12 protein-coding genes are annotated in these 17,173 nt (G+C 59.8%); 10 read left to right on the top strand and 2 right to left on the bottom strand.

Annotated elements, in window-relative coordinates; translation table 11 throughout:
• The first annotated feature begins 46 nt into the window (after positions 1-46).
• From hemE to G3M63_RS02000, 3 genes are all read left to right on the top strand, one after another.
• Positions 47-1,129 carry a uroporphyrinogen decarboxylase gene (gene hemE, locus G3M63_RS02010; RefSeq protein ID WP_150300158.1) on the top strand — a complete coding sequence of 361 codons (1,083 nt, stop codon included), beginning with the start codon at positions 47-49 and terminating at the stop codon, positions 1,127-1,129.
• Between the two features lie 24 nt (positions 1,130-1,153).
• Positions 1,154-1,921 (top strand): ParA family protein, encoded by a 768-nt coding sequence (locus G3M63_RS02005; protein ID WP_163981736.1) that lies wholly within the window; start codon positions 1,154-1,156, stop codon positions 1,919-1,921.
• A 165-nt stretch (positions 1,922-2,086) separates the two neighbouring features.
• Positions 2,087-3,361: a bifunctional O-acetylhomoserine aminocarboxypropyltransferase/cysteine synthase gene (locus G3M63_RS02000; protein ID WP_163981735.1), complete on the top strand. Its 1,275-nt coding sequence runs from the start codon at positions 2,087-2,089 to the stop codon at positions 3,359-3,361.
• A 100-nt stretch (positions 3,362-3,461) separates the two neighbouring features.
• Here the strand turns inward: G3M63_RS02000 and G3M63_RS01995 are convergent, their stop codons facing one another.
• Positions 3,462-5,258, bottom strand: a complete 1,797-nt coding sequence (locus G3M63_RS01995; RefSeq protein ID WP_163981734.1) for an SLC13 family permease — start codon at positions 5,256-5,258, stop codon at positions 3,462-3,464.
• A 269-nt stretch (positions 5,259-5,527) separates the two neighbouring features.
• On the opposite strand from G3M63_RS01995, the gene G3M63_RS01990 reads away from it, so the two are divergent.
• The 7 genes from G3M63_RS01990 to G3M63_RS01960 all read left to right on the top strand — a co-directional run bounded on the left by G3M63_RS01990 (position 5,528) and on the right by G3M63_RS01960 (position 16,590).
• Positions 5,528-7,318, top strand: coding sequence for an acyl-CoA dehydrogenase C-terminal domain-containing protein (locus G3M63_RS01990; RefSeq protein ID WP_163981733.1), 1,791 nt, complete (start codon positions 5,528-5,530; stop codon positions 7,316-7,318).
• A gap of 327 nt (positions 7,319-7,645) precedes the next feature.
• Positions 7,646-9,433: an acyl-CoA dehydrogenase C-terminal domain-containing protein gene (locus tag G3M63_RS01985; protein WP_163981732.1), complete on the top strand. Its 1,788-nt coding sequence runs from the start codon at positions 7,646-7,648 to the stop codon at positions 9,431-9,433.
• 659 nt (positions 9,434-10,092) lie between these two features.
• The gene (locus tag G3M63_RS01980; RefSeq protein ID WP_163981731.1) at positions 10,093-10,761 is read left to right on the top strand and encodes an ABC transporter ATP-binding protein; all 669 of its coding nucleotides are present in this window, start codon (positions 10,093-10,095) and stop codon (positions 10,759-10,761) included.
• Positions 10,758-13,232 (top strand): FtsX-like permease family protein, encoded by a 2,475-nt coding sequence (locus G3M63_RS01975; RefSeq protein ID WP_163981730.1) that lies wholly within the window; start codon positions 10,758-10,760, stop codon positions 13,230-13,232. Before G3M63_RS01980 ends, G3M63_RS01975 begins: the two co-directional genes overlap by 4 nt.
• Positions 13,222-14,322: a lipocalin-like domain-containing protein gene (locus G3M63_RS01970; protein WP_371923511.1), complete on the top strand. Its 1,101-nt coding sequence runs from the start codon at positions 13,222-13,224 to the stop codon at positions 14,320-14,322. Before G3M63_RS01975 ends, G3M63_RS01970 begins: the two co-directional genes overlap by 11 nt.
• A gap of 58 nt (positions 14,323-14,380) precedes the next feature.
• On the top strand, positions 14,381-15,550 hold the full coding sequence (locus G3M63_RS01965) for an alcohol dehydrogenase catalytic domain-containing protein (RefSeq protein ID WP_163981729.1): 1,170 nt from the start codon (positions 14,381-14,383) through the stop codon (positions 15,548-15,550).
• The gene (locus G3M63_RS01960; protein WP_163981728.1) at positions 15,550-16,590 is read left to right on the top strand and encodes a proline racemase family protein; all 1,041 of its coding nucleotides are present in this window, start codon (positions 15,550-15,552) and stop codon (positions 16,588-16,590) included. The genes G3M63_RS01965 and G3M63_RS01960 overlap by 1 nt, the downstream gene beginning before the upstream one ends.
• Positions 16,591-16,600: 10 nt before the next feature.
• On the opposite strand, the gene G3M63_RS01955 is transcribed toward G3M63_RS01960, so the two are convergent.
• Positions 16,601-17,173 carry a HupE/UreJ family protein gene (locus G3M63_RS01955; RefSeq protein WP_163981727.1) on the bottom strand — a complete coding sequence of 191 codons (573 nt, stop codon included), beginning with the start codon at positions 17,171-17,173 and terminating at the stop codon, positions 16,601-16,603.

Raw genomic sequence — 17,173 nt, 5'->3', positions numbered from 1 at the left:
CGTTTTATCGGTACAATGGCCGCTGATCCCGCTATTGGACCTTCCCATGTATGAATTGAAAAATGACCGTTTCCTGCGCGCCCTGATGCGCCAGCCCGTGGATGTAACGCCGGTATGGATGATGCGCCAGGCTGGCCGCTACCTGCCTGAGTACCGGGCATCGCGTAGCCGTGCTGGAGATTTCATGGGGCTTTGCACCAACCCGGAGATGGCCTGCGAAGTCACCTTGCAGCCGCTGGAGCGTTATCCGCTGGATGCCGCCATCCTGTTCTCCGACATTCTCACTATTCCTGATGCCATGGGGCTAGGCCTGCATTTCGAAACAGGCGAAGGACCGCGGTTTCGCAAGCGGATCGACACGGCCGCTGATATCGAAGCGCTGGCAGTACCGGATCCCGAACAGGACCTGGGCTATGTCATGAATGCGGTACGCACTATCCGTAGCGAACTCAACGGTCGCGTACCGCTGATCGGTTTTTCCGGCAGCCCGTGGACGTTGGCGACCTATATGGTGGAAGGCGGCTCGTCGAAGGATTTCCGCAAGAGCAAAGCAATGCTCTACGATCAGCCGGAAGCCATGCATCTGCTGCTCGACAAATTGGCCGATTCGGTTATTTCCTACCTGAACGGCCAGATTATGGCCGGTGCCCAGGCGGTGCAGATTTTTGATACCTGGGGCGGAAACCTGTCCGCCGACGCGTACCAGAAGTTTTCCCTGGCCTATATGCGCAAGATTGTCGCCGGACTTATACGCGAGCACGAAGGCCGCAAGGTGCCGGTGATTCTGTTCACCAAGAACGGCGGCCTGTGGCTGGAGAGCATTGCTGATACCGGTGCCGACGCGCTGGGTCTGGACTGGACCATTGATATGGGCGTGGCACGTTCACGGGTGGGTTCGCGTGTTGCATTGCAGGGCAACATGGATCCGACGGTACTCTATGCCAAGCCCGACGCGATCCGCGCCGAGGTGGGTCGGATTCTGGCCAGCTACGGCAAGGGTTCAGGCCATGTGTTCAATCTTGGTCATGGGATCACCCCCGAAGTCGACCCAGCACATGCCGGTGCGTTTATTGAAGCGGTTCACGAACTCTCCGCTGCCTACCACGATCCTTCTGCTATCGTAGCCTGACGGTATTCCGGTTCAGGGGGCGATATGCGGCGGGTGGTGTTCAACCAGAAGGGTGGGGTAGGCAAGTCGAGTATCGCCTGTAACCTGGCAGCGGTTAGCGCCGCTGCCGGCTTCAAGACGCTGGTGGTCGATCTAGATCCCCAGGCCAACTCCAGTCATTATCTTCTGGGCGATCGGCTGGCGCAGCTGGACGTTACGCTCGCGGATTTTTTCGCGCAGACGCTCGCTTCGGGTGCTGCGACGAAAAAGGCGGAGCAGTATGTGAGCGAAACGCCATTCGAAAACCTCTGGTTGATGGCGGCCGATGCGGAGCTCTCCGAACTGCAGCACAAGCTCGAGTCGCGCTACAAGATCAAGAAGCTGCGCAAGCTGCTGAATGAACTGAAGCACAACTACGAACGCATCTATATCGACACGGCGCCAAGCTTCAACTTCTTTACCGTCTCGGCACTGATAGCTGCCGACCGTTGCCTGATTCCCTTCGACTGCGACAGTTTCTCGCGCAAGGCGTTGTACAGCCTGCTTGCGGAGCTGGAAGATTTTCGTGACGAGCACAACGAGGATCTGCAGATCGAAGGCGTGGTGGTAAATCAGTTCCAGGCGCGTGCTTCCTTGCCGCAACAGATGATCGATGAACTGGTTGCCGAGGGATTGCCGATAATTCCGGTGTATCTGCCCAGCTCGGTGCGCATGCGTGAGTCCCACGAGGAATGCATGCCGCTTATCTATCTGGACAGCCGGCATAAACTGACCCAGCAGTTCGTGGCCTTGCACCAGCACCTCGAAGCCTAAGGCTTTTGATGGTCCAGCCCGCCAGCGGTGGTTCGTCCTTTCAGTCTGATGGCCACAAGCTCCCCTGTTCTGTTTCCGTTTATGCGTCCTGCAGCGATACTTGATCGAGCGCGGTGGTTTGCGCATGCTGCATAGCTCTCCAAATCTCAACGGAAGGACATAATAATGAAGCTCGAGACTCTGGCGATCCACGCCGGCTACAGCCCGGATCCGAACACCAAGGCCGTGGCCGTGCCGATCTACCAAACCACGTCCTACGCTTTCGACAGTACCCAGCACGGCGCGGACCTGTTCGATCTGAAAGTGCCTGGCAACATCTATACGCGGATCATGAACCCCACCAATGACGTGCTTGAGCAGCGCATTGCGGCACTGGAAGGGGGCGTGGGCGGGCTGGCGATGGCGTCCGGGATGGCAGCCATTACCGCCGCTATTCAGACGATTGCGGAAGTTGGTGACAACATCGTTTCGGTCGCCAAGCTATATGGCGGTACCTACAACCTGTTCGCCCACACCTTGCCTCGCCAGGGTATCGAAGTGCGTTTTGGCGCGCACAATGACATTGCCGCGCTGGAAGCGCTGATTGACGAGCGCACCAAGGCAGTCTTCTGTGAATCCATCGGCAACCCCGCGGGCAATATCATCGATATCGCAGCCCTGGCCGAAGCGGCGCACCGCCATGGCGTGCCTTTGATTGTCGACAACACAGTGGCTACCCCGGCGCTGTGTCGCCCGATCGAACATGGCGCAGATATCGTCGTGCATTCGCTGACCAAGTACATCGGTGGTCACGGCACGACGGTGGGCGGCATGGTGATCGATGGCGGGCGTTTTGCCTGGGCAGACAATGCCGAGCGCTTCCCGATGCTCAACACGCCCGACCCGTCCTATCACGGTGTCGTCTATACCGAAGCCTTCGGTCCGGCTGCGTTTATTGGCCGCTGCCGTGTCGTTCCGCTACGCAATATGGGTGCGGCGCTGTCTCCGATGAACGCCTTCCAGATTCTGCAGGGGCTGGAAACGCTCGCGCTGCGCATGGAACGCCATTGCGAGAATGCATTGCGGGTAGCCGAGTATCTGAAGCAGCATCCGCAAGTTGAGTGGGTGCAGTTCGCCGGTCTGCGGGATCATCCCGAACATGAGCTGGCCCAGCGTTACATGGGCGGCATTCCTGCGGCGATCCTGTCGTTTGGTATCAAGGGCGGCCAGGAAGCGGGCGGGCGTTTCATCGATGCACTGGAGCTGGTGGTGCGTCTGGTAAACATCGGTGACGCCAAGTCCCTGGCCTGCCACCCGGCATCCACTACGCATCGACAGCTGAACGACGAGGAACTGGAAAAGGCCGGCGTGCCGCGTGACATGGTGCGCTTGTCGATCGGCATCGAGCATATCGATGACATCCTGGCCGATCTCGAGCAGGCACTGACAGCAGCAGCCTGAGCCCTGACCCGGCGCGGCCAAGCCGCGCCGGCTAACGTTAAATCCCAACCACAAATCTCTCCCTACCAGCTTCCAGCTTAGCGCTTCCGCTTTCCCGCCTTTATGCCGGAAACAACGGCCACACCCACGGAATAACCAGCGTAGCGGTAAGCCACATGATCAGATTCAGCGGTATGCCGATGCGCATGAAATCGGTGAAACGGTAGCCACCGGCGCTGTAAACGAAGGTATTGGTCTGATAACCGATCGGGGTGGCGAAGCTGGCGCTGGCCGCGAACATTACTGCTGCGACGAAGGGTCGAGGATCCGCGCCCAACTGGTGAGCAACGCCGATGGCGATGGGTGTCAGCAGTACCGCAACGGCATTGTTGCTGACCAGTTCGGTGAGTATCGAAGTCAGCAGATACACGAAGGACAGCATGAACAGCGGCCCTAGCAGTGGCGCCAGCGTTATGACCTGGCTGACCAGGCTGTCTACCAATCCCACCTTGTTCATCGCAATACTGATCGCGAGCATGCCGAATATCAGCGCGAGAATGCGCCAATCGATCGCCTTGTAGGCATCCTCGGTATCCAGGCAGCCGGTGGCGACAACCGTGACGGCGGCAATCATCGCCAGGCCTTCGATCGGCATCACGTTGAACGCCGCGAGCAGCATGACCAACAACACAGAGGCGATGGCGATGGGTGCCTTGTTCCGCCGATAGGCGCGCTCCTGCACTGTATTCAAGCTGATCAGGTCGCCGTTATCTGCGAACTTGCGGATCTGCGCGGGCGAACCTTCTACCAGCATGACGTCGCCAAACTGCAGTTGGAAGTCATCCAGGTTCTCCTGGATATTCTCATCCTGACGGTGCACGGCCAGCACGTGAATGCCATAACGTGCTGTCAGGTTCAGATCGCGCATGGGCCGGTGACTGTAGCGCGAACTCCTGCCCACGATGGCCTCGGCTAGGGTGACATCGCGGGTCGAGATGGTTTCGAAATTAGCGGCCTGGTTGCGGTTGAAGGTGAGCAGGCCGTTTTCCCGCAGCTCGATGAAATCGCGCATGGGGGCGTGCAATACCAGGCGATCACCGGCCGCCAGCACCGTGGTATTGACCGGTGTGGACAGTTCCTCGTCGCCGCGGAAAATTTTCAGCACCTGAATACCACTCTCACCATTGAGGTTGGCCTGGGCGATGCTCTGGTTGATTACAGCTGAATCGTGCGGTACCAGCAGTTCAGTCATGAACGGGCGGCTCTGATCGGGCCTGAGTTGCTTCGACAGGCTCTCACGGTCTGGCAGCAGCCGGTGTCCGATGAGCATGATGAAGGTCACGCCGATGACCGCCATGATCAGGCCCGGCAGGAATATGTCGAACATGCCGAAGGGCTCAAGGCCGTTCTGGCGCGCTACCCCGTCAACCAGAATATTGGTTGAGGTACCGATCATGGTCATGGTGCCGCCAAGTATGGTGGCGTACGACAAGGGAATCAGCAGCTTTGAAGCCTTGGTGCCAACCTGTGCGGCGAGCGTGACCGCTACCGGGGTGAGAATCGCAACAACCGGGGTGTTATTGATGAAGGTCGAGAGCACCATGCCAGTCAACATCAGGCTGAACAGCGTGCGCAGGGGGCTGCCGCCACCCATGCGCGCCAGCCAGCGACCGAGGGCCTCGACGCAACCGGTGCGCTCGAGGGCTGCGGACAGCACAAACATGCAGGCGATGGTAATCGGCGCGCTGTTCGACAGCACGCCGAGTATGTCGGCAGGCGTAAGCAAGGTGCTGACCAGCAGCACGGCTACGGCTATGCCGACCACTACGTCAGGGCTGAATTTTTCGCGAGCGAAAGCGTAGAACACCCAGCACAGCAGGGCGGCGACGCCAATCATCGGCAGGGAATCCCAGCTCATCTGTTACCTATTGAACACCGTTTGGGGTTTCGCCATGAAACCTCGGGCGGACACAGTAAGAGGGATTGCTTAAGCTGTCCAAGGCCGAAAAAGGATTTTGTTATTCCATAAGCGAATAAAGCGCGGGGCCGGAATTATAATGTTGCATCAAGCTGACTAATGAACTGGCTTGATTCTTGACCAGCCACCTGAGGGTCCGTAGTGTTCAAACGCTTGTATGAATATTCGTTCAGTCAGGATGGCCCGGCTGATTTAGTGGAGACATTGCTATGCCAGATTACAAAGCCCCGTTACGCGATATGCGCTTCCTGATTGACGAGGTGTTCGATTTCGGCACCTGCTATGAAAACTATGGCCTGACTGATGCCTCACCGGATCTGGTCAGTGCGATTATGGAGGAGGGTGCGCGCTTCGCCGGTGAAGTTCTGGCACCGCTCAACCGCACCGGGGACGAGGAAGGCTGTCACTTCGAAGATGGAGTCGTCACCACGCCGCAGGGTTTCAAGGAAGCCTATCAGCAGTACGTGGATAACGGCTGGGGTTCCATGACCGGGCCGACCGAGTATGGCGGTCAGGGTCTGCCGTTCTCGCTGGGGCTGGTCATCAGCGAGATGATTGCATCGGCCAACTATGCCTGGAGCATGTATCCCGGCCTGAGCCACGGCTGCGCTGCGGCGATTCGCGCACACGGTACCCAGGAGCAGAAAGACAGCTACCTGAGCAAACTGACCCCGGGTGACTGGACCGGCACCATGTGCCTGACCGAGCCTCACTGTGGTACCGACCTGGGCCTGATCAAGACCCGTGCGGTTCCCCAGGCTGACGGCAGCTATCAGATTACCGGCACCAAGATCTTCATTTCCTGTGGCGAGCACGATCTGGCCGAAAATATAGTGCACCTGGTGCTGGCCAAGCTTCCCGACGCGCCGGCCGGTACCAAGGGTATTTCGCTGTTCATCGTTCCCAAGTTTTTGCCTGATGCCAATGGCGAAAGTGGTGAACGCAATGCGCTGAAGTGCGGCTCGATCGAACACAAGATGGGTATCAAGGCATCCGCGACCTGTGTCATGAATTTCGATGGCGCGACCGGCTTCCTGATTGGCGAGGCCAATCGCGGCCTCAACTGCATGTTCACCATGATGAACCATGCACGTCTGGGCACCGGTATGCAGGGCCTTTGCCATGGTGAGGCGTCCTACCAGAGCGCAGTAGCCTACGCCAAGGACCGTCTGCAGATGCGTTCGCTGTCAGGCGCGGCGGCACCTGACAAGCCGGCGGATCCGATCATTGTGCATCCCGATGTGCGTCGTATGCTGCTGACCATGAGAGCCTTCAACGAGGGCAATCGGGCGTTGGCCTATTATGCAGCGCAGCTGCTAGACCAGGCGCATTACTCCACGGACGAGGCGGCCAAGGCTGATGCGGAAGATCAGTTGGCGTTCCTGACGCCGATCTGCAAGGCGTTCATGACTGATACCGGACTGGAAGTGACCAGTCACGGCATGCAGGTGTTTGGTGGCCATGGTTACATCCGCGAATGGGGTCAGGAGCAGCAAATGCGCGACTGCCGCATTGCTCCTATCTATGAGGGCACCAACGGTATTCAGGCGCTGGACCTGCTCGGCCGCAAGGTGCTGATGAGCCAGGGTAAGCTGCTCCGTGTATTTACCAAGCAGGTGCATCAGCTGTGTCAGCAGTATGAAGGTCACGCCACGCTCGGAGAGTCTGTGAACAGGCTTAGCGAGCTGAACAAGCAGTGGGGCGAGTTGACCCAGCAGATCGCCATGCGCTCGATGCAGAACCGCGAGGAGGTCGGAGCGTCATCGACGGATTTCCTGATGTTCTCCGGTTATGTCACCCTCGCTTTCGTCTGGCTGAAGATGGCCGTCGTCGCGCAGGAAAAGCTGGACGCTGGTACCAGCGAGACTGATTTCTATGAGGCCAAACTGGCAACGCAGGAGTTTTACTTCAAGCGGCTGTTGCCACGGGCCCAGGCGCACCTGGCGGCACTTGAAGCTGGCGCCGATACGCTGATGAAGATGTCGGCCGAGCAGTTCTAACCTGCCAGTTGTAGCTAAAAAGCCCCGACTGGTTCGGGGCTTTTTTATGCAGCCTGTCGCCGCCAGATCGCAGGCCGCTTTTCGTAGGAGGGTCGCCCCGGCGCGACGGCGTCCGAAGGACGCCCAGAGATCGCAGTCTGCTCAGTCTCCCGTTCCACAGGCCACACAAACGACCGCGTTGTGCTGATCAGCAGTTGCCTCCCCAATTTCGTGACCAGACTTTGGTCGGAAGTCATTTAAAGACGGTATCGGTCTTTTCGTTGTCGCGCTACAATCCCCCGCATATTCCGGGATGCCCCGGGCGAGCCGACTGCTATAGGAGTGTCCATGGCCGATTATAAAGCCCCCTTGCGCGATATCCGTTTTGTCCTCAATGAAGTTTTCGAGGCCGACAAACTGTGGCAGAGCCTGCCCGGACTGGCTGACACTATCGATGCCGAGACAGCCGACGCCATGCTTGAAGAGGCGGGCAAGATCACCTCGCAAACAATCGCCCCGCTGAACCGCAGTGGGGACGAAGAGGGCGCCCAGTGGAATAACGGTGAAGTGACCACGCCCGCCGGTTTCAAGGAAGCCTACCGCACCTATTCCGAAGGCGGCTGGGTCGGCTTTGCGGGCAATCCGGAGCTCGGCGGCCTGGGCATGCCGAAGACGCTGGGCGTGCAGGTTGAGGAAATGGTCTACGGCGCGAACAACAGTTTTGCGCTGTATCCGGCTCTGACTGCCGGGAGCTGTCTGGCGCTGGATGCGCACGGTAGCGACGAGCTCAAGCAGCGCTACCTGCCGAATATGTACGCAGGCACCTGGTCCGGCACCATGTGCCTGACCGAGCCGCATTGCGGCACTGACCTGGGCATCATCCGCACCCGCGCTGTCCCGAACGCCAACGGCACCTACGCTGTTACAGGGACCAAGATTTTTATCACCGGTGGCGAGCACGATCTGACCGAGAACATCATCCATCTGGTTCTGGCCAAGCTGCCTGATGCCCCGGCGGGTCCCAAGGGTATCTCGCTATTCGTAGTGCCGAAGTTTCTGGTTAATGAAGACGGCAGCCTGGGCGAGCGCAACGCGGTCAGCTGTGGCTCTATCGAACATAAGATGGGCATCAAGGCATCGGCGACCTGTGTGATGAACTTCGACGGTGCCGAAGGCTACCTGGTTGGTGAAATCAACAAGGGCCTCAACGCGATGTTCACCATGATGAATTACGAGCGACTGTCTATCGGCATTCAGGGCATTGGCTGTTCGGAGGCGTCCTACCAGAGCGCCGTTGCCTACGCCCGTGACCGCATTCAGAGTCGTGCGCCCACCGGTGCCGTTCAGCCTGACAAGGCGGCCGATCCGATCATCGTGCACCCCGATGTACGCCGCATGTTGTTGACCATGAAGGCCATGACAGAAGGCAGCCGGGCTTTCTCTACCTATGTTGGCTCGCAACTGGACATCAGCAAATTTGCCGAAGACGCTGACATCCGCAAAAAGGGTGAGGATCTGGTCGCTTTGCTGACCCCGATCGCGAAGGCATTTTTCACTGACATCGGGTTGGAAAACTGCGTGCACGGCCAGCAAGTGTTCGGTGGCCATGGTTATGTACGCGAGTGGGGCCAGGAGCAGTTGGTGCGTGACGTGCGTATCTCACAGATTTACGAAGGTACCAACGGCATCCAGGCGCTGGATCTGATGGGGCGCAAGACTGTTGCTAATGGCGGTGCGTTCTTCAAGGTGTTCGCTGAGGAAGTGAAAACCTTTATTGCCGACAATCAGGATCATGCGCTGGCCGAGTTCATCCAGCCCCTGGCGGATGCCCTGGCCAATCTGGAGGAGCTGACCGCACAGGTGATAGAGCGTAGCCGCAGTAACCCGAACGAGATCGGTGCCGCATCGGTCGAGTATCTGCATGTGTTCGGCTACACCGCCTATGCCTATATGTGGGCAAAGATGGCCAAAGTCGCCGCGGCCTGCCTGGAGCAGGACGCCGATGGATTCTATAAGGCCAAGCTCGGCACGGCGCGATTCTTCTTCAAGCGGTTGCTGCCGCGGGTGCAGTCGTTGAGCGCCTCCGTTCGTGCTGGCAGCGAGCCGCTGTATGAGTTGGATGCGGATCAATTCTGAAGCGCGGTGCTCGTCTGCCGGATTTCCACGCCGTGTAAGCCTTTGCTTACACGGCGTGGTGGTAAAGGACTATTTCCGCCATTCATGACCCTGCGTACTATCGGTCTGGCTAGGAGCAAGCAAGGAAGCGCAACAGATCAATAGGGATCAGGGAGCGGTACCAGGGAAGATATATCAGGGATAGTGCCAGGAGGGCAAGATCGCAGGATAGCGGTCAAGGACAGTGTCGGGATGACGCTACGTTAAGGATGATGTCAGGGACAGAGCCAGGATGGCAAAGATCGCAGGATGGCGGTCAAGGACAGTGTCGGGATGACGCTACGTTAAGGACGATGGTCAGGGATAGAGCCAGGATGGCGTGTCATCAGGAAGATGACCAGTGGTAACGCCGGGATGGCATGATCGTTAAGGATAATGATCAGCAACCAAGTTCTATAAAACCTCGCTTCGGCGGGGTTTTTCTTTTGGAGCGTCAAAACCCGGGCAGGCGTTCGCTAGATGCCCTTTCTCCGTTGCCGTAAGTGCCGTTTCGATGTCTGGAATACACGCTCTGGTGCGGCGGACCTATACTGCACGCATGAATTCAAATCTCCTTCGCTCTGTTCGTTTACCGATCTTACGACCAATCCGTTGGCATCGATTGGTCGGGGTGTCTGCCAATGCTTGAAGTCAGCACGCTGACCAAGAGTTATCAAAGCCCTCAGGGGCCTTTGCAAGTGCTCAACGGAGTCGATCTCCGGCTGACTGCGGGGCATACGCTCGCTTTGATGGGCGAGTCGGGCAGTGGCAAAAGTACGCTGTTGCATCTGGTGGCGGGTCTGGATCAGGCGGACGCGGGCGAGATCAAGGTCGCCGGAACTTCGCTGACAGGGTTAGGTGAAGCGGCTCGTGCCGCCTACCGCCGTGATCGCGTCGCTGTCATCTTCCAGCAGTTCAATCTCGTTCCTTCGCTGAAGGTCGCTGATAACCTGGCTTTTCAGGCGCGGTTGGCTGGCCGTGAGGACACCGCCTGGCTAGCGCTTCTGGCCGAACGTCTCGGGCTGGCTTCATTGCTTGATCGCTATCCGGAGCAGTTATCCGGCGGACAGCAACAACGCGTCGCTGTCGGCCGCGCGCTGGCCGTACGGCCGCCGTTGATCCTGGCGGACGAGCCGACCGGTAATCTGGATGAACACACAGCTGATGAAGTGATGACGTTATTGCTCGAGCTGGTGCGAGAGGCTGAATCCAGTTTGCTGATGGTCACCCATAGCGCCCGGCTGGCTGCTCGCCTGGACCGTCAGGTAACGCTGTCTGCGGGCCGTATCGTTGGTGACAGCCTTCCATGATTGAACGCCTGGGCTGGGTGCTGCGAACCCTGCTGAGTCATTGGCGGCGTCACCCTTTGCAGGGCGTCTGTTTGCTGGTGGGTTTATGGCTGGCGACAGGTCTGTGGACGGGTGTTCAGGCGCTCAACGAACAGGCCCGCGATAGTTATGACCGCGCAGCGGGCCTGTTTGGCGAGGACAACCAGAGTGTGCTGGTCAGTCCGGGTAATCAGCCATTCGATCAGGAGTACTTCGTTACGCTGCGCCGTGCTGGCTGGCCTGTCTCGCCCGTTCTGCAGGGCAGCGTTACCCTTAACGGGCCCGACGGGGCGGCGACGCGTTTACGCTTGACCGGCATCGAGCCGCTGAGTGTGCCCGAGCAAGGCAGCGTGGTCGGCACCATACAGCAGGTGGATCTCGTCGGGTTTCTGGTTCCGCCCGGGCGAACCTGGATTGCACCCGACACGCTTGCCGAGCTGGGGCTGTCGAGTGGCGATACCGCGCAATTGGCGAACGGGCATGCGCTCCCCCCGCTGCAGTCCCTCGAGGCCGTGCCGCCGGGCATGTTACTGGTCGATATCGGCGTGGCGCAGCGGATGCTTGATCAACCTGGCCGACTCAGTCAGCTATTGGTAGAGGGCGCGTTTGCGGCGAATCAGCCGCCCTTGCCGGTGCAGGTGGCGCTGCGCTGGGACGTACGCGACGAAGGCGATCTGCAGCGTCTGACTGACAGCTTCCATATGAACCTCACCGCCCTGGGGCTGCTGGCTTTTATTGTCGGGCTTTTCATCGTGCACGCCGCGGCGGGTTTGGCCATGGAGCAACGGCGCGGCCTGTTGCAGACACTGCGTGCATGCGGCGCCAGTTTGCGTCTGGTGATCTGTGCGCTGTTGCTGGAGCTGCTGGTACTGGCGCTGGTTGGCGGGAGTCTCGGCGTACTCAGCGGTTTTGCTCTGGCCTCCTTGCTGGTCGGGGATCTGGCCGCCAGCCTGCGTGGTTTGTACGGCGCTCAGGTGGCCGGTCAACTGGTGCTCGATTCGCAGTGGTGGCTGACCGGCCTGGCAATGAGCCTTGCCGGCACCTTGCTGGCTGGCGGCAGCAGTGTATTGAAAGCCATGCGCCTGCCGGTGCTGGCCTGGGCGCGCCCGCAAGCCTGGCGGGATGCGCAGGCTCGCAGCATCAGGCGCCTGGCGATCATGGGCGTGCTGCTGTTGTTGGTCGCGGGCATCTTGATCTACGTCGGTGAAAGCCTATTGACGGGATTCATGCTGCTTGGCTGCTTATTGCTCGGTGCAGCCTGGTTATTGCCACTGGTGCTGAGTCTGCTGCTGCGTGGAGGCAGAAAGCTCGCGCGCAGCCCTCTCGGGCATTGGTTCTGGGCCGACAGCCAGCAGCAGCTGTCGGGTTTGAGTCTGGCACTGATGGCCTTGTTGCTGGCGCTGGCGGCGAACATTGGCGTAGGCAGCATGACCGAAGGCTTTCGCCTGACCTTCACCAGCTGGCTGGACCAGCGTCTGGCTGCCGATCTCTACCTGCGCCCCGAATCCCAGGCTCAGGCAGATAGCATTGAGCAATGGTTAAGTCGGCAACCGAGCGTGCAGGCTCAGCTGCCTAGTTGGCAGGTGCAGAGTCGGGTCCGGGATTGGCCAACGGAAGTCAGCGGGATTATTGATCATCCGCTCTACGCGAGGCGCTGGCCGTTGATTGAGGCCGTCCCCGGGGCCTGGGACCAACTGGCCCAGGGGCGCGGCGCGGTGATCAGCGAACAGCTGGCCTACCGACTGGAGATTGAGTTGGGCGATGCCATTGAACTGGAAACGCCCAGCGGCATCTGGACGCTACCAGTACTGGGACGCTACGCCGATTACGGTAATCCCAAGGGGCAGCTGTTGGTGTCAGCCGAGCAGCTCAACCAGCGCTGGCCCGGCCTGGAAGTAAGCAGTATCGGCCTGTTGGTCGACGAGGCGGCGATCAGTGATCTGGTCGCCGGCCTGCAAGACAACTTCGAACTGGGTGGCTTCAGCCTGATTGATCAGGCAGCGCTGAAACGTTATTCGCAGCAAGTCTTCGAGCAGACCTTTGCCGCCACCGCTGCGCTCAATACCCTGACGCTAGGCGTGGCAGCTGTGGCGCTCTTTACCAGTCTGCTCAGCCTTGCCGATGCCAGGCTCAGCCAGCTGGCGCCTTTATGGGCGATGGGCTTGCGACCGTCCCGCCTGGCCTGGCTGAGTCTGGCGCAGATGCTCATGCTTGCCACCTTGACCTGCGCACTGGCGATTCCCGTCGGCCTGGCGTTGGCCTGGTGTCTGGTCGAGGTGGTCAATGTCCAGGCATTCGGCTGGCGGCTGCCCTGGCACTGGTTTCCCTTCCAATGGTTGACCCTGGCAGGCTTTGCCTTGCTGGCCGTGTTGCTGGCCAGCATCAGCCCGGTGTGGCGCATCGTGCGGGTCGGCCCCACCCAGTTGCTGAGGCAGTTTGCCCATGATGCATAGATTCTCTTGCCTCTTCGTGCTGCTGGCGATGCTGGGATTGGCCGGTTGCGAACCTGAGCAGCAATCAGTGGATGCGGGATTTGCCGGCCTCGGTGAGCAGGCGGAGGGTTTCACCCAGGTTTCCCCGGATCGTCGTTTCGAATTTCCCGCTGATCATGGCGCCCACCCGGACTACCGCATCGAATGGTGGTATGTCACCGCCAACCTGACGGATGAAGATGGCCGGGAATGGGGCGCGCAATGGACCTTGTTCCGCCAGGCACTGCAGCCGCAAACGCCGCTGGAAGCGGAGGCCGGTTGGAATAGCGCTCAGGTCTGGCTGGGGCACTCCGCGGTTACCCATGCCGATGGCCATAAATATGCTGACCGGCTGGCGCGGGGCGGCGTGGGGCAGGCGGGCGTGCGGGTGGAGCCCTTCGAAGCCTGGATAGATGACTGGTCTCTGTCACAGGCCGGCGAGGCGCAAGGACAAGACAGTTTCAGCGCGTTGTCGGTGAAGGCAGCCGGCGAGGACTTCAGCTATCAACTCAATCTAACCGCGGACCGACCCGTTGTTCCCCAGGGTGAACAGGGCTATAGCCGCAAATCCGAGGGTGACCAGGCGTCCTATTATTACAGCCAGCCTTTTTTCAGCGTCGAAGGTGCCATCGGATGGGAAGGCCAGCGGCATATCGTCACCGGACAAGCCTGGCTGGACCGAGAATGGAGCAGTCAGCCGCTGGCCGCCAATCAGCAGGGCTGGGACTGGTTTTCCCTGCATCTGGATGGCGGTGAAAAACTCATGCTGTTCCGGCTACGCAGCACCGATGACAGTCACTATTATTCAGGCACCTGGATTCAACCGGATGGCGAAACGCAGCCATTGGCTCCCGGCGCGATAGAGCTGGAGCCGCTGGACGAAACAACTGTCGCAGGGCGCGAGGTGCCTACCCGTTGGCGTCTCAGAATACCAACCAAGGACTTCGATGTGACCACCGAGCCGCTGAACGAGCGGGCCTGGATGGGCACCACCATCCCGTACTGGGAGGGTCCGATTCGTTTCGGCGGGAGCCACACAGGGGTAGGCTACCTTGAGATGACCGGCTACTAGCTGGGAGGCGAGCTTCTGCTAAGGTGAGTCGAAGTGATCTTTTCTGCGAGGCCCCCGCATGTCTGCCAGAGCTCCGATACCCATTCCGCAAAGCATGTCGGCAATGATCCTCACCGGGCACGGCGGCCTGGACCAGCTGGAATACCGCCAGGATATCCCTGTCCCGCAGCCAAAACCGGGCGAGGTGCTGGTCAAGGTCACGGCCACGGCAAAGAACAATACCGATCGCAAGGCGCGTGAGGGGTTGTATCCGACGCGGGACAAGGCTGAAATGACCTCATTCCAGATCGCCGGAGCGCCTACATTGACGTTCCCCCGCATTCAGGGCGCAGACGTGGTGGGCACTGTGGTGGCGGTCGGCGATGGGGTTGAGCCAGAGCGAATCGGTGAGCGGGGGCTACTGGATTTCAACCTGTACGCCGATGGCCGGAGAGACATCAATCTCACCCCGGATTATTACGGACATGGTGCAGACGGCGGTTTCGCTGAGTACATCGCCGTGCCTTCGACGCAATTTCACCACATTGCCAACCCTGAACTCGCCGATGCAGAGCTCGCGGCGCTGGGTATGTGCTCTTATCAAACGGCGCTGCATATGCTCACTGCGGCGCAGGTGAAGGCCGGCGAGCGGGTGCTGGTCAGCGGTGCCAGCGGGGGTGTGGGCACGGCGCTGATCCAGCTCTGCCGTATTCTCGGCGCCATTCCCTATGCGCTGAGCCAGCGCGACAAGGCTGAAGCGCTGCGTGTGCTTGGCGCCGAAGCGGTGTTCGACCGCTCTGATATGAGCCATTTCACCGACACCGTCCGTGAAGCCACGGGCGGAGCGCCGATTGACGCGGTGATGGATCTGGTCGGCGGCGAGATGACCAATCGCTTCATCGACAGCATGATCTTCGATATGACCCGCCGCACGACCTATCCGCGGCTGAGCATTGCCGGTGCCAGCGGGGATAATGTCAGCGAGATCATGTGGACGCGCATCTATCTGTATCAAGTGCAGATATTCGGGGTGTCACACGGCACGCGGGAGGAGGCCGGACAGCTGATTGCCTGGATCCGCTCCGGCCAGTTGCGACCAGTACTCTACGGCGCGTTCAAGCTGTCCGAGTTGCACGCTGCGGAAGCCTTTTTTGTTCATCGCTCGAACAATTTTCTTGGCAAGATCGTCATCGTTCCCGATTCGGAGTGGGCGCAGCACGGCGCGCGCTTTGCGCTGAGGGCTGACTGATGAAAGAGGAGCTTTCGCTGAAGCTGATCGACACCCATGCGGGCGGTGATGTCAGCCGTATTGTCATTGGTGGGATTGGGCCGTTGCCGGGCGACACGGTCAGACAGCAGATGCAGTATTTGAGCAACGAGGCGGATGGGCTGCGCCGTTTGCTGCTCACCGAGCCTTACGGCATACCCGAAATGTCGGTGGATCTGATCGTGCCGACGAAGGATCCTGCGGCGGAGGTCGGCTACATCGTGATGGAAGTGATGGGCTATCCCATCTATTCAGGGTCCAATACCATCTGTACTGCTACGGCCGTTCTGGAATGCGGCATGGTGCAAAAACGCGAAGGCCGCCAGCGTTTCGTCATGGAATCGGCTGCCGGTCAGGTGCATATCGAGGCCGTGGTGCAGGACGGCGTAGTCGAAGCCATTACCTGCGAAGGCCTGCCGACCTACATTCACAGCTACCGGAATAGCATCCATGTGCCGGCGATTGGCGATGTGACCTACAGCGTTGCCTATAGTGGTGGCTTTTATGCGTTGGTAGACGCGCCCGCGCTGGGGTTTTCGTTAGTGCGGGAAGAGGAGTTGGAGCTGGCTGCCTGCGCCCATGCCATTGTCGATGCCCTGCAGGCCGAGCGTGGTTTTTCGCATTACACGCTGGGCGAAGTCGGGCCGCTGCCGTTTCTGCATTACATGGGGCCGGTGGAGCAACTGTCCGACAGTTTTTACCGGTCACGCTCTGCCACCTATGTGCATCCGGGAGTGATTTGCCGCAGTCCTACCGGCACCGGTACTTCGGCGCGTCTGGCGCTGATGCACTACGAAGGCAGTATCAAACCGGGCGACCGGCTTGAAACCGTTTCTCTGCGTGATACCGGCTTTATCGGTGAATTCACCGGCGTGAACCAGGCCGGCGACCATCAGCTGGTAGAGAACAGCATCACCGGCAAGGGCTACATCCTGGCCCGCTCGGAGATCATCATCAATTGTGAGGATCCGATGGTGGAGTGTGGCGGTCTGCTGCATATTCTCAGCAGCCGCCAGCCGTGAAATACGCCTGTCAGGTGAGCGCGAGACCCACCCCGGCCAGCGCAATCGCAGCGCCGATAACCCGTGACAGCCAGGTTGATCTCCAGCTACCCAGTCCGGCGCCGACCAAATGCAGAACTGCAGTGCTCAACGCAAAGCCGAGCATATACAGCGTCATCTCTGCGCCGGGCGGCATCTCACCACCGTGCGCCACCCCGTGCATCACAGCGAAAGCGGATACCAGTACTGCACCAGGCAGCAACGGCACGCGCCTAGCCCAGAGCAGCAGAAGCCCGAGCGCCAGTACCGAGCCGACTATACCCTGCTCGACGCCCGGGACTGCAATGCCGGCCATGCCCAGGCCGGCGCCGGCGAGCATGAAGGCAACGAACAATACCGGTAACAACCAGCGCGCACGTCCACCGAGCTGCGCCGCCCAAAGCCCGACCGCAACCATGGCGAGCAAATGGTCAAGCCCGCCGATGGGATGCCCAAGCCCGGCGGCCAGCCCGCCGAACTCGGTGTGTCCGGGGTGGGCCTGGGCAAAAGTCGGCAGGGCGATCAGTGCGGTCAGGGTGAAGGTACGGCTTATCAGGTGACCCAT

The sequence above is a fragment of the Pseudomonas sp. OIL-1 genome (genome assembly GCF_010669185.1).
Lineage (GTDB): Bacteria > Pseudomonadota > Gammaproteobacteria > Pseudomonadales > Pseudomonadaceae > Halopseudomonas > Halopseudomonas profundi.
Note: the sequence above shows the minus strand (reverse complement) of the source record. Positions and strands in the feature narration are given on the sequence as shown.